The organism is Streptomyces sp. NPDC003035, from assembly GCF_042888285.1.
GTDB lineage: Bacteria > Actinomycetota > Actinomycetes > Streptomycetales > Streptomycetaceae > Streptomyces.
Genome location: NZ_JBIAPJ010000001.1, coordinates 16,761 through 29,542, shown reverse-complemented (window position 1 = coordinate 29,542; position 12,782 = coordinate 16,761). Strand labels below are relative to the sequence as shown.

Here is a 12,782-nt window from a genome sequence, read left to right as displayed (position 1 = left end):
CACCGATCGATCCACCGATCGGGTCACCGAGGTCCGGGGTGCGGCCCGGACCGATCGAGGCCTTCATCCCCGTGATGATCTTCGCCATCGTGTTCGGTCAGCGCACCAAGGACCCGCGAGGGAGGGCCTGGCGGCGACCGACAAGGTCATCACGGCCGCCGCGGCGATCATGGTCGTGGTGTTCGCGGCCTTCGTCCTGAGCCCCGACCGGATGCTCCAGCAGTCAGGTGCCGTCCCGGGGGGACTCGTCCCCCGAGGGCGGCGTCTGCCCGTGGTCCTTTCGCTGGTGCAGCGCCTTCTGGAGCCGGGCGACCACCGCCTCCCCATAGCGCCGGTGACCGTGGACGCGCGGGTCGTCGGTGACGTCGTACCGCTTCACATAGGCGCCGAGGAACGCCTGCAGAGTGGCGACGGCCGGGATCGCGATCAGCGCGCCGACGGCACCGAGCAGCGCCGTACCGGCGACCACCGAACCGAAGGCCACCGCCGGGTGGATGTGCACGGTCTTGGACGTCAGCTTCGGCTGGAGGACGTAGTTCTCGAACTGCTGGTAGACCACGACGAAGGCCAGCACCCACAGCGCGTACCAGGGGTTCTCGGTGAAGGCGATCAGCATGGGCAGCGCGCCCGCCAGATACGTACCGATGGTGGGGATGAACTGCGAGACCAGTCCGACCCAGACCGCGAGGGCGGGCGCGTACGGCACGCCCAGGATCTCCAGCAGGACGAAGTGGGCGACGCCGGAGATCAGCGCCATCAGACCGCGGGAGTAGAGGTAGCCGCCGGTCTTGTCGACGGCGATCTCCCAGGCACGCAGCACCTCGGTCTGGCGGGCCGGCGGCAGGACCGAGCACAGGGCGCGGCGCAGCCGGGGCCCGTCGGCCGCGAAGTAGAACGAGAACAGGAAGATCGTCAACAGCTTGAAGAGGCCGCCGAGGACGGTCGCGGAGACGTCGAGGACGCCGGTGGCGCTGTTCTGGACGTATTTCCGCAGCCAGTCGGAGCGGAGCAGGCTGTCCTGGACCTCGACGCGCGACAGCTCGGTGCGGAAGGTCTGGTTGATCCAGTTGATCAGCGAGTCGAGGTACTTCGGGAAGTTCTCGACCATGTCGATGATCTGACCGGCCAGCATCGACCCGAGCAGCACCACGAAGCCGACGCCGACGACCATGACGGTGAAGAAGACGAGGAACGTGGCGAGGCCGCGCCGCATCCCCCGGGCGGCCATGCGCCCGACGGCCGGTTCGATGGCGAGGGCCAGGAAGAACGCGACGAGGATGTTGACGAGGAGACCGACGAGCTGGTGGAAGGCCCAGCTGCCCAACTGGAAACAGGCGTAGAGCGCGAACGCGAGCAGCAGAGCGCGCGGCAGCCAGCGGGGCATCCCCGACGCGGTTCCGGCCGCGGTCGGTCCGGTCCCGCCGGGGCCGGTCCCGCCGGGGCCGGACGCGCCAGGGCCGGACGCGCCAGGGGCAGCCACGCCAAGGCCGGCCGCACCGGGGCCTGTCGCGCCGGGGCCGGCATCGGTCGCATGGGGGCCACTGCCCCCCGCCGTACGCCCCGCCGGTCCGGCCTCCGGAGCGCTTGCGGTCACGGCCTGGTCGGAGGTCCCGGCACGGCGCCCATCGGAGGTCGTCGCGCCGGAGGTCCCGTCGGGGGTCGTCGTGTCGGTCTCGTCGTTCTCGTCGGTTTCGTCAGTCGGAGCCACCCCGCCAGTCTCGCGCACCGCGCGGACATTCCGCCCCGGCCCCGTCCCTCAGCGCTTGTCGGCCGGTACGTCGACGGCCGCGCAGACCGCCCGCCACACGTCCTTCGCCTCCCAGCCGGCGTCCAGTGCCTCGTGCACCGTTCGACCGCCCAGTTCCGACATCACATGGTCCCGTGCGAAGGACTCGGCGTAGGACGCACCGAAGTGGTCCGCCATCCGCTCCCAGAAAATCGTCAACCGCATGCACCCAGTATCCCGCCCCCAAGAGTGCAGCCCGGCCCTTAAGCCTTGTCACGCGCCCTTCGCGGCCTACGGTCGAACCATGGCTGGAACTCCTCTCACGGCTTCGCACCCGACGCTCCTCTCGCGCGCCGAGCACTTCGTCTGGCTCACCGCGCGCGTGCTCGAACAGCGCCGGTTCGCCTATCACTTCCTGCGCGGCGGCGCGGAACCCGTCGAGGTCGCCCTCAACGCGTACCTCAACGAGGACGGAGGCTACGGTCACGCCCTCGAACCGGATCTGCGCGGCCCCGTCAGCCAGCCGCTGCACACCGGGCACGCGCTGAAGGTGCTCGACTCCATCGGCCGCTGCGGCGGGCTGAGGGTCGAGCGGATCTGCCGCTACCTCACCGATGTGTCCACGCACGAAGGGGCCCTGCCGGCGATCCATCCGTCGCTGCGCGGCTACCCCGCGGCGCCGTTCATCCCCGTCGTCGACGACCCGCCCGGCGCCCTGCTCTCCACGGGCCCTGTGGTGGGGCTGCTCCACCGGAACCAGGTCTGGCACGCCTGGCTGTTCCGCGCCACCGAGTTCTGCTGGTCGGCGGTCGAGTCCCTGGAGACGTCACATCCGTACGAGATCCAGGCAGCGGTCGCCTTTCTCGACGGGGTCCCGGACCGCTCGCGGGCGCAGGCGGTGGCGGACCGGCTCGGGCGCCTGGTGCGGGAGCAGCGGCTGGCGGTCCTGGACCCCGAGCGGCTCGACGACTTCCCCGTGGCATCGGGGTACGCACCGGGCGAGCACCACTTTCCCTACGACTACGCGCGCGTGCCGGACTCCTTGGCCCGCCGCTGGTTCACGGACGAGGAGATGGCACGGTCGCTGGATCACCTCGCCGCCGCCCAGCAGGAGGACGGCGGCTGGCCGGTCACCTGGCGGCAGTGGGCCCCGGGTACGGCGCTGGAGGCTCGCCCGATCGTCACCATCGAGGCGCTGAGGACGCTGCGCGCCCACGGCCGCCCGATCGCCTGACCCGGGCTCTCACCCGACAGGCCACTCCGGGCCCTGGGGCCACCCCCCGCCCGTCACCCGCCCAGCGCCCTGACCCCCGCCGTGACCAGCACCGCCGCGGCCACGACGATCAGGAAGGGAGCTCGGAGGACCAGCGCGACGGCGGCCGCCGCGACTCCCGCCGCGCGGGCGTCCAGGGTGAGGGCGCCGTCGGCGCTGAAGGTCTGCTGGGCGGTGAGCGCCGCCAGCAGGGCGACCGGCAGGAGGGCCGCCAGCCGTTGGACGAGGGGGCGTTCCAGGGCGTCCGCGGGCACGAGGAGTCCGACCAGCTTGACGAGGTAGCAGCCGACGGCGGTGAGGCCGATCGCGATCCAGACACTCATCGGGCTTCCCCCTCATCGTTCCCACCGGACTCACCCATACGGCGGCCCCGCACCCACAGCACGAGCGGCGCGGCGAGCGCTGCCGCCAGGACGGGGACCCCGGCCGGCAGGACGGGCAGCAGGCCGAGGCCGAGCACCACGGCGATCGCCGCGGTGTACCGCTCCGTCGCCGTCTTCAGCATGGGGGCGAGCAGGGCCAGGAAGACCGCCGGTCCGGCCGCGTCGAGGCCCCAGGCGTCGGTGTCGCCGAGCGCCTCCGCCCCGAGGGCGCCGAGCAGCGTCGTGAGGTTCCACAGCACGTAGAGCGTGAGCCCGGTGACCGTGAACCCGATCCGGGCGGCCCGCCGCGTCGGCTGTGCGAGCGCCACCGCGGTCGTCTCGTCGATCACCCACTGGGCGGCGAAGGGTTTGACACCGCGCGGCAGGGCGAGTAGCTGCGACAGCCGCAGCCCGTAGAACGCGTTGCGCGTGCCCAGGAAGAAGGCGCCGGCGGCGGCCGTGAACGGGTTCCCGCCCGCCGCGAGCGCCCCCACCAGCGCGAACTGCGAGGCGCCGGTGAAGACGAGCAGGCTGAGCGCGCAGGTCTGGAGCAGGCTGAGTCCGGATCCCGCGGAGGTGACTCCGAAGGCGAAGCCCGAGAGACCGACGGCGATCCCGACCCCGAGCGCGTCGCGTACGACCGCCGAGTCCGCCTTCGTCCTCTCCGGTATGACTGGGGGTGCTGTCTGTTCTGCCACGCGAGGGACGTTACGAGCCCCGGCCACCGGCGGTCTTGTACGTTCTTGCGCCCCGCGAACGCTGGTACGCCCCGGGCGGGACGCCCACGCTCCGGGTGAAGTGGCGGTTGAGGTGAGGCTGGTCGGTGAAGCCGACGGCCACGGCCGCCTCCGCGGGTGCCGTACCCGCGTCGAGGAGACGCCGCGCCCGCCGTACGCGCGCGTCGGTCAGCCAGGTGTGCGGCGGCATCCCGTACGCCTCCCGGAAGGCACGCAGCAGGGCGAAGGGACTGGTGCCGAGCTCGGCGGCGAGGCGCTCCAGCGTCGGCGGGTCGGCCATCCGCTCCTCGAGGACGGCACGCGCGCGTGCCGCGTCGCGTGCGCCCGCCGAGCGCGGGGCGAGCGGCGCGAGCCGGCCCCCGTGGCTGCGCAGCATCCTCGCCGTGACCAGCCGCAGCAGGCTGTCGGCGGCCAGCGCGTTGCCCTCCTCTGCGGCCCGGTGGACCCCGATGACCAGCTGCGCCGCGTACGGATCGTCCACGACGGGCTGGGTGAAGCCGACCGATCCCCGCAGCGCGATGGTGTCGGCGGCGATCGACCGGATCAGCTCCGCGTCCGGGTAGATCGTGCGGTAGGTCCAGCCCTCGGGGACGCCCGCGTGGCCGGTGTGCGAGGTGTCGGGGTTGACCAGGGCGATCTGCCCGGGGCCCGCGTGCACGAGTTCGTCGCGGTGGTGAAAGGCCTCGACGCCCTCCGTGATGGCGGCGAACACGAAGGTCTCGTGGGTGTGCCGGGCGAAGGCCTTGCGGACGTAGTGGGCGTGCAGCAGGTCGACGCCGGGCAGCTCGGGATACTGCCAGTACCGTGCCCGCTCCCCACTCGCCATGCCCCCATTCTCCTTCACCCGCCGCTCCGGCACCGAACGTGGTTTCCCCAGGTCCGGGCGGTTGTCAGTGGCGGGGTGCACGATGGGTGGCATGGTCAGGTCTGCGCTCGACTCCTTCTCCCCCGCGACCCGCGGCTGGTTCACCGGGGCCTTCCACGCGCCCACGGCGGCGCAGGAGGGCGCCTGGCAGGCCATCGGCGCGGGCTCGGACGTGCTCGTCGTCGCCCCGACCGGATCCGGCAAGACCCTGGCCGCCTTCCTCGCCTCCCTGGACCAGCTCGCCTCCACCCCGCCGCCCGCGGACCCCAAGAAGCGCTGCCGGGTGCTGTACGTCTCCCCGCTGAAGGCGCTCGCCGTCGACGTCCAGCGCAATCTGCGCTCCCCGCTGACCGGCATCCGCCAGGAGTCGGTCCGGCTGGGACTGCCCGAGCCGGACGTCCGGGTCGGCATCCGCTCCGGTGACACCCCGCCCGCCGAGCGCCGGGCGCTGGCCACGAAGCCGCCGGACATCCTGATCACCACCCCCGAGTCGCTGTTCCTGATGCTGACCTCGGCCACGCGCGACGCGCTCGCCGGGATCGAGACGGTCATCCTCGACGAGGTCCACGCGGTCGCCGGGACGAAGCGCGGCGCCCATCTCGCGGTGTCCCTGGAGCGTCTCGACGAGCTGCTGCCCCGCCCGGCCCGCCGCATCGGCCTGTCGGCGACGGTCCGCCCCGTCGACGAGGTGGCCCGCTATCTCTCCCCGCAGCGCAAGGTGGAGATCGTCCAGCCGCCGTCCGGCAAGGAGTTCGACCTGTCGGTGGTCGTCCCGGTGGAGGACATGGGCGAGCTCGGAGGCTCCCCGGCCTCCGAGTCCACGGAGGGCGGGGACAGGCCGTCGATCTGGCCCCATGTCGAGGAGCGGATCGCCGATCTCGTCCAGGCCCACCGCTCCACCATCGTGTTCGCCAACTCGCGTCGGCTCGCCGAGCGGCTCTGCAACCGCCTCAACGAGATCGCGTACGAGCGTGCCACCGGCCAGGCCCTTCCGGACAACGCCCCGCCCGCCGAGATCATGGCCCAGTCCGGCGCCGCGCAGGGCGCGCCCGCGCTGCTCGCCCGCGCCCACCACGGCTCGGTCTCCAAGGAGCAGCGTGCGCAGGTCGAGGAGGACCTCAAGGCGGGCCGGCTGCCCGCCGTGGTGGCCACCTCCAGCCTGGAACTGGGCATCGACATGGGCGCGGTGGACCTGGTCGTGCAGGTCGAGTCGCCCCCCTCGGTCGCCTCCGGTCTCCAGCGGGTGGGCCGCGCCGGACACCAGGTCGGCGCCGTCTCCACGGGCGTGGTGTTCCCCAAGTACCGCGGCGACCTGGTCCAGGCGGCCGTGGTCACCGAGCGGATGCGCAGCGGCTCCATCGAGTCGTTGCGCATCCCGGCGAACCCCTTGGACGTCCTCGCGCAGCAGCTGGTCGCGATGGTCGCCCTGGACACCTGGCAGGTGGACGACCTCCTCGCCACGGTCCGGCGGGCCGCTCCGTTCGCCTCGCTGCCGGAGTCCGCGTTCACGGCCGTCCTGGACATGCTGGCCGGCCTCTATCCCTCGGACGCGTTCGCCGAGCTGCGCCCGCGCGTCGTCTGGGACCGCGTCGCCGGGACGGTCACCGGCCGCCCGGGCGCGCAGCGGCTCGCCGTCACCTCGGGCGGCACGATCCCCGACCGCGGCCTGTTCGGGGTCTTCCTCGCGGGCGCCGACCCCAAGAAGGGCGGTGGGCGGGTCGGTGAGCTGGACGAGGAGATGGTGTACGAGTCCCGGGTCGGCGATGTCTTCACGCTGGGCACGACGTCCTGGCGGATCGAGGACATCACCCGGGACCGGGTCCTGGTCTCCCCCGCTCCCGGTGTGCCGGGCCGGCTGCCGTTCTGGAAGGGTGACCAGCTGGGCCGCCCGCTCGAACTGGGCCGCGCGGTGGGTGCCTTCCTCCGCGAGGTCGGTTCGCTGTCCGCCGAGGACGCCCGCTTGCGGCTGGTCGCCGCGGGTCTGGACGCCTGGGCCGCCGACAACGTCCTGGCGTATCTGGACGAGCAGCGGCAGGCCTGCGGCCATGTGCCGGACGACCGCACGATCCTGGTGGAGCGGTTCCGGGACGAGCTCGGCGACTGGCGGGTCGTCATCCACTCCCCCTTCGGGGCCCAGGTGCACGCCCCGTGGGCGCTGGCCCTCGGCGCCCGGCTCGCCGAGCGGTACGGGATGGACGCCCAGGTGATGCACGCGGACGACGGGATCGTGCTGCGCCTGCCGGACGCCGACCTGATGGGCCTGGACCTCCTCGACGACGACCCGGTGAGCCCGGACCGCCACTTCGACACGACGTACGACTCCGACCAGGCCCCGATCGGCGCGGCGGACGCCCTTTTCGACAAGGGCGAGATCGGGCAGATCGTCACCGACCAGGTCGGCGGCTCGGCCCTGTTCGCCGCCCGCTTCCGCGAGTGCGCCGCGCGGGCCCTGCTGCTGCCCAAGCGCAACCCTGGCAAGCGCACCCCGCTCTGGCAGCAGCGCCAGCGCGCCTCCCAGCTGCTCCAGGTGGCGAGCGAGTTCGGCTCCTTCCCGATCGTTCTGGAAGCCGTCCGCGAATGCCTCCAGGACGTCTTCGACGTCCCCGGGCTCCAGGAGCTGATGGGCGACATCGAGTCCCGCCGCGTCCGCCTGGTCGAGGTGACCACCCCCGAGCCGTCCCCCTTCGCCCGCTCCCTGCTCTTCGGCTACGTCGCCCAGTTCCTGTACGAGGGCGACTCCCCGCTCGCCGAGCGGCGGGCCGCCGCGCTCTCCCTGGACTCCCGTCTCCTCGCCGAGCTGCTCGGCCAGGCGGAGCTGCGCGAGCTGCTCGACGCGGATGTGCTCACCGAACTGGAGCGGGAGCTCCAGTGGCTCACCGAGGACCGCCGGATCAAGGACGTGGAGGGTGTCGCCGACGTGCTGCGGGTTCTCGGCCCGCTCACCGAGGCCGAGCTGACCGAGCGCGGGGGCGAGCCCGCCTGGGCCCACGAGCTGGGAGCCGCCCGGCGGGCCATCCGGGTCCGGATCGGTGGCGCGGAACACTGGGCGGCGATCGAGGACGCAGGCCGCCTGCGGGACGCCCTCGGCACCGCCCTCCCCGTCGGGGTGCCCGAGGCGTTCACGGAGCCGGTCAAGGACCCGCTGGGCGATCTCCTCGCCCGCCACGCGCGCACGCACGGCCCGTTCACCTCCTCGGCGGCCGCCGCCCGCTTCGGTCTCGGCGCGGCCGTCACCGACGGCGCGCTCCAGCGCCTGGCCGCGGCCGGCCGGGTCGTCCAGGGCGAGTTCCATCCTTCGGGCATCGGCCAGGAGTGGTGCGACGCCGCCGTGCTGCGCCGCCTGCGCCGCCGCTCGCTGGCCGCGCTGCGTCATGAACTGGAGCCCGTACCCCCGGCCGCGCTCGCCACGTTCCTGCCGCAGTGGCAGCACCTGGGGAGCAACGGCCTGCGGGGGATCGACGGGCTGGCCCGTGCCGTGGAGCAGTTGCAGGGCGCGCCGGTCCCGGCCTCGGCCCTGGAGAAGCTGATCCTGCCGTCCCGGGTCAGGGACTACTCCCCCGCCCTGCTCGACGAGCTGACCACGACCGGCGAGGTCGTCTGGGCCGGCGCCGGCGCCCTGCCCGGCAAGGACGGCTGGATCTCCCTCTACCTCGCCGACGCGGCGCCCCTGCTGCTGCCGCCCCCGCACCCGCTCGAGACCACCGCCCTTCATGAGTCGGTGCTCACCGCCCTCTCCGGCGGATACGGCCTGTTCTTCCGCCAGATCGCCGACCAGGTGCGGGCCACCACGCACCCGGACGCCACCGATCCGCAACTCGCGGACGCGGTCTGGGATCTGGCCTGGTCGGGGCGGCTCACCAACGACACGCTCGCCCCGCTGCGCTCCCTCCTCGGTTCGGGCCGGACGGCCGGATCGACGGCCCACCGCGCCAAGCGGACGGTCCCGCGCGGCCGATACGGCACGCTCACCGCGGCCGCCCGGCCCGCCTCCCGGACCGGACCGCCCACCGTCAGCGGCCGCTGGTCGCTGCTGCCGCCCGCCGAGCCGGAGCCGACCCACCGCGCCCACGCCCTCGCCCGCACGCTCCTGGACCGGCACGGCGTGGTCACCCGGGGCGCGGTGGCCGCCGAGGGCGTCGAGGGCGGCTTCTCGGCCACGTACCGCATCCTGTCGGCCTTCGAGGACAGCGGGCAGGCGCGCCGCGGCTATGTGGTGGAGGGGCTGGGCGCGGCCCAGTTCGCCATGGACGGCGCCGTCGACCGGCTGCGCGCGGCGGCCACCGCCCGTGACCGTGGGGCGGAGGCGAGCGCGGGCCCGCGCGCCGTGGTCCTGGCGGCGGCCGACCCCGCCAACGCGTACGGGGCGGCGCTGCCCTGGCCCGAGCCGCCGACCGGCGCCGGGCACAAGCCCGGCCGCAAGGCCGGCTCGCTGGTCGTCCTGGTCGACGGGGAGCTGACGCTCTACATGGAGCGCGGCGGGAAGACCCTGCTGTCCTGGCCCTCCGACCCGGACGACCCGGCGCTGAGAGCCGCGGCCGAGTCGCTGGCGGCCGCCGCTCTCGCCGGCTCCCTGGGCACGGTCACGGTGGAGCGGGTCAACGGTGCCGCCGCGCTCACCTCTCCCCTCGCCCGCTCCCTGGAGGCAGCCGGCTTCCACGCCACTCCCCGCGGGCTCCGCCTCCGCCCGTGAGGGGGGCGGCCCCACCCGGTCCCGCATCATGGAGGCATGCCCGAAGGAGACACCATCTGGCGGGCCGCCCGCCGCCTGCACTCCGCGCTCGCCGGGCGTGTGCTGACCCGGTCGGATCTGCGGGTGCCCCGCTTCGCCACCGCCGATCTGACCGGCCGAGCTGTTCTGGACGTGACGTCGCGCGGCAAGCACCTGCTCACCCGGTTCGACGGCGGACTGACGCTCCACTCACATCTGCGGATGGACGGCTCGTGGCAGGTGTACGCCACCGGTGAGCGCTGGCGCGGCGGCCCCACCCACCAGATCCGGGCGATTCTCGCCAACGCCGAGCAGACCGCCGTGGGCTACCGCCTCCCGGTCCTCGAACTGATCCGCACCGCCGACGAGCAGGGCGTCGTGGGCCACCTCGGCCCGGATCTGCTCGGCCCGGACTGGGATCCGGCGGAAGCAGTCCGCAGACTCACCGCCGACCCCGCCCGCCCTCTCGGCGAGGCCCTCCTGGATCAGCGGAATCTCGCGGGCATCGGCAATGTCTTCAAGTCGGAGCTGGCCTTCCTCGCCGCGGTCACCCCCTGGCTCCCCGTCGGCCAGCTGCCGCCCGGTGTCCCCGAGCGGCTCGTCGCCACCGCCCACCGCCTCCTCGAGGCGAACAAGGACCGCTCCGACCGCCGCACGACCACGCCCCGGCAGCCCGGGCACTCTCTCTACGTCTACGGCCGCGAACACCGCCCCTGCCTGCGCTGTGGCGCTCCCATCCGCAAGGCCGAACTCGGCGACCGCATCTCCTACTGGTGCCCAAGCTGCCAGAAGGGCCCCTCCGACAATCCTTCAGGAGAACCCGTCCCGCCCAATTGACGGGTCGTCAGATACGGTCGTACGGTCCGCTCATGGCCCTCACGGCGTACGACCTCACCGGCCGCACCGCGTTCGTCACCGGCGCCGCGAGCGGGATCGGCCGCGCGACCGCCGCGCTCCTCGCGGAGGCGGGCGCCACCGTCCACTGCGCGGATCTCGACGGACCCGGCCTGCGCGGGACCGCCGCCCTCGTCGAGGAACGGGGCGGCACCGCGCACACCCACATCCTCGATGTCACCGACCGCGCCGCCCTCGCCGCCGCCGTCGCGAGCGCCGGCGAGCTGCACACGATGGCGGCCGTCGCCGGAATCATGCACACCAGCAGCGTGCTGGAGACGCGGGACGAGGACCTGGACCGCGTGCTCGCGGTCAACTTCAAGGGGGTTCTCCACGCCTGCCAGGAGGCGGCCCGCTCGATGATCGCGAACGGGACCCGCGGCTCCATCGTCACGATGGCCTCGGGCGCGATGGACACCGCGAGCCCGGGCCTGCTCTGCTACAGCGTCGCCAAGGCCGCCGTCGTACAGCTGACGAAAACCCTGGCCACCGAGGTCGGACCGTACGGCATCCGGGTCAACGCGATCGCCCCCGGCTGGATCCGCACCCCTATGACCGACCGTCATGATCCGGCGGCTCAGCAGCAGGCGGAAGCGGCCATGGTCCGCCACTCTCCCCTGGGCCGGGTGGGTGAGCCGGAGGACATCGCGCACGCGGTCCTCCACCTCGCCTCCGACGCCGCGTCGTTCACGACGGGTCAGATCCTCCGCCCCAACGGCGGGGTCGCGATGCCGTGGTGAAGCGCGCGCCCGAGACGCCCCCGACCGCCCGGCGACCTGCGGAGGCGGACGCCGTCACATGCACCGGCAGCAGGCTCAACCCCCAGCCACCGGCCGCGACCGCCCCCTCCACCAGCCCCGACTGCTCGGGGACCAGCACCAGTCGCAGCACCGCCCACCACCACAGCCCGCCGACCACCAGCGCGCCCGCGACCCACGCGAGCGTCACCAGCGGAACCCGTCGCCGTGCCATGGCCGCCTCCTCCGGTCGACGCTAGACCGGGCGTATGACGCGGCGGGAGGGCGCACCGGAGGCAGACCCGGCGCACACCGCACACGACGGGCGCGGCGCCCGCGGCATCGGCGGCACCGGTCGTGCCTGCGGTATCGGCAGTACCCGCGCCATGCCTAGGCGCTCTCGGCCTGGAACATCCAGGCGTGCTTCTCGAGGTCGGCCGTCAGGCCGATGATGATGTCCTGGGTGACCGGATCCGGCTCGTCCGTGGCCTCGATCCGCTCCCGCATCCTCGCGATGACCGCCACGAGGGCGTCCACCATGATCTTCACGGCGTCCACGTCCTTGATCCAGCCCGTCGGCACGTCACCGATCGCGCTGCCCGAGGCCACCGAGGCGGCTCGGCCGTCCGGGTTGACGCCCACGGCCGAGGCGCGCTCGGCCACGACGTCCGAGTGCTGACGCGCGGTGGCCACGACGTCGTCGAGCTGGAGGTGGACGGAGCGGAAGCGTGGCCCCACGACGTTCCAGTGCACCTGCTTCGCGACAAGGGCCAGGTCGACGAGGTCGACCAACGCGCCCTGCAGTGCGTTGCCGACCGTCTTCAGGTCGGCTTCGGACAGCGAACTCTTCACGACGGACATGCGTGCTCTCCAACCAGTCGAACGTTTCCCCACCATGGCACGCATCACCCGAATCGGACATCTCAAACACCCCCGCCGGACGCGCCCCAGAGCCCTCGAAAACGACGAACGCCCCGGCCGGTGCCCGTACAGGACACCAACCGGGGCGTTCGCCCACTTCGGTTCAGGCAGCGACGACGTCGACCGCTTCCGCGGGCGCCTTGATGGTCACCCGCTCGGTGGGCACACCGGCCACCGACGTCACCGACACCGAATTGAGCATCGGACGGCGTACCGGCGTCGGCACCGGTTCGCTCGCCGCTGCCGACTCGGCCAGTTCGGCCAGTGACAGCTCGTCGCTCACTTCACGCATGAGCTCGGACATCCGTACGTCAAGCGCGTCGCAGATCGCGGAGAGCAGCTCGGAGGAAGCCTCCTTCTGCCCCCGCTCCACCTCGGAGAGATAGCCGAGCGAAACTCGGGCGGACGAGGAGACTTCGCGCAGAGTACGGCCCTGGCGCTGGCGCTGCCGACGCAGCACGTCACCCAGCAGGCGACGGAGCAGAATCATCGGTGGCTCCCTCCTCGGACCGCGTAGCCGCATCCTTCACGCCCCACCGTACCGCCTCGCGCTGCGGCC

At 73.1% G+C, this 12,782-nt stretch carries 12 protein-coding genes and 1 pseudogene; 5 read left to right on the top strand and 8 right to left on the bottom strand.

Going from position 1 to position 12,782, the window contains the following annotated elements:
* Positions 1-35: 35 nt before the first annotated feature.
* A pseudogene (locus ACFYV5_RS00120) lies at positions 36-229 on the top strand (hypothetical protein); the annotation flags it as partial.
* Here ACFYV5_RS00120 and ACFYV5_RS00115 read toward each other — a convergent pair.
* Both ACFYV5_RS00115 and ACFYV5_RS00110 read right to left on the bottom strand, forming a co-directional pair.
* The gene (locus tag ACFYV5_RS00115; RefSeq protein WP_355106033.1) at positions 224-1,384 is read right to left on the bottom strand and encodes an AI-2E family transporter; all 1,161 of its coding nucleotides are present in this window, start codon (positions 1,382-1,384) and stop codon (positions 224-226) included. The pseudogene ACFYV5_RS00120 and the gene ACFYV5_RS00115 overlap by 6 nt on opposite strands.
* A gap of 372 nt (positions 1,385-1,756) precedes the next feature.
* Positions 1,757-1,951, bottom strand: coding sequence for a DUF3046 domain-containing protein (locus ACFYV5_RS00110; protein WP_355106031.1), 195 nt, complete (start codon positions 1,949-1,951; stop codon positions 1,757-1,759).
* Positions 1,952-2,030: 79 nt separating this feature from the next.
* Here ACFYV5_RS00110 and ACFYV5_RS00105 point away from each other — a divergent pair, with 79 nt between their 5' ends.
* Positions 2,031-2,960 (top strand): hypothetical protein, encoded by a 930-nt coding sequence (locus tag ACFYV5_RS00105; RefSeq protein WP_355106029.1) that lies wholly within the window; start codon positions 2,031-2,033, stop codon positions 2,958-2,960.
* A gap of 53 nt (positions 2,961-3,013) precedes the next feature.
* On the opposite strand, the gene ACFYV5_RS00100 is transcribed toward ACFYV5_RS00105, so the two are convergent.
* Genes ACFYV5_RS00100 through ACFYV5_RS00090 form a run of 3 tightly spaced genes read right to left on the bottom strand, consistent with a single transcriptional unit; the run spans position 3,014 to position 4,924 of the window.
* A complete protein-coding gene (locus tag ACFYV5_RS00100; RefSeq protein ID WP_355106027.1) occupies positions 3,014-3,322 on the bottom strand; it encodes an AzlD domain-containing protein in 309 nt (102 codons plus the stop codon).
* Entirely contained in the window at positions 3,319-4,059 is a 741-nt protein-coding gene (locus ACFYV5_RS00095; RefSeq protein ID WP_389162440.1) for an AzlC family ABC transporter permease, read from the bottom strand. The genes ACFYV5_RS00100 and ACFYV5_RS00095 overlap by 4 nt, the downstream gene beginning before the upstream one ends.
* Before the next feature lie 10 nt (positions 4,060-4,069).
* Positions 4,070-4,924, bottom strand: a complete 855-nt coding sequence (locus ACFYV5_RS00090; RefSeq protein WP_355106023.1) for an AraC family transcriptional regulator — start codon at positions 4,922-4,924, stop codon at positions 4,070-4,072.
* Between the two features lie 91 nt (positions 4,925-5,015).
* On the opposite strand from ACFYV5_RS00090, the gene ACFYV5_RS00085 reads away from it, so the two are divergent.
* The 3 genes from ACFYV5_RS00085 to ACFYV5_RS00075 are packed head-to-tail and all read left to right on the top strand — an operon-like array spanning position 5,016 to position 11,305.
* On the top strand, positions 5,016-9,653 hold the full coding sequence (locus ACFYV5_RS00085; protein WP_389162436.1) for an ATP-dependent helicase: 4,638 nt from the start codon (positions 5,016-5,018) through the stop codon (positions 9,651-9,653).
* Positions 9,654-9,689: 36 nt separating this feature from the next.
* Entirely contained in the window at positions 9,690-10,508 is an 819-nt protein-coding gene (locus ACFYV5_RS00080) for an Fpg/Nei family DNA glycosylase (RefSeq protein ID WP_389162432.1), read from the top strand.
* Positions 10,509-10,540: 32 nt separating this feature from the next.
* A complete protein-coding gene (locus ACFYV5_RS00075) occupies positions 10,541-11,305 on the top strand; it encodes an SDR family NAD(P)-dependent oxidoreductase (protein WP_389162429.1) in 765 nt (254 codons plus the stop codon).
* On the opposite strand, the gene ACFYV5_RS00070 is transcribed toward ACFYV5_RS00075, so the two are convergent.
* From ACFYV5_RS00070 to ACFYV5_RS00060, 3 genes are all read right to left on the bottom strand, one after another.
* Positions 11,253-11,537, bottom strand: coding sequence for a hypothetical protein (locus ACFYV5_RS00070; protein ID WP_389162427.1), 285 nt, complete (start codon positions 11,535-11,537; stop codon positions 11,253-11,255). The two genes, ACFYV5_RS00075 and ACFYV5_RS00070, sit on opposite strands and share 53 nt — an antisense overlap.
* A 155-nt stretch (positions 11,538-11,692) precedes the next feature.
* A complete protein-coding gene (locus tag ACFYV5_RS00065; protein ID WP_355106013.1) occupies positions 11,693-12,163 on the bottom strand; it encodes a DNA starvation/stationary phase protection protein in 471 nt (156 codons plus the stop codon).
* A 163-nt stretch (positions 12,164-12,326) separates the two neighbouring features.
* On the bottom strand, positions 12,327-12,713 hold the full coding sequence (locus ACFYV5_RS00060; RefSeq protein ID WP_030694284.1) for a helix-turn-helix domain-containing protein: 387 nt from the start codon (positions 12,711-12,713) through the stop codon (positions 12,327-12,329).
* Between the last annotated feature and the right edge of the window lie 69 nt (positions 12,714-12,782).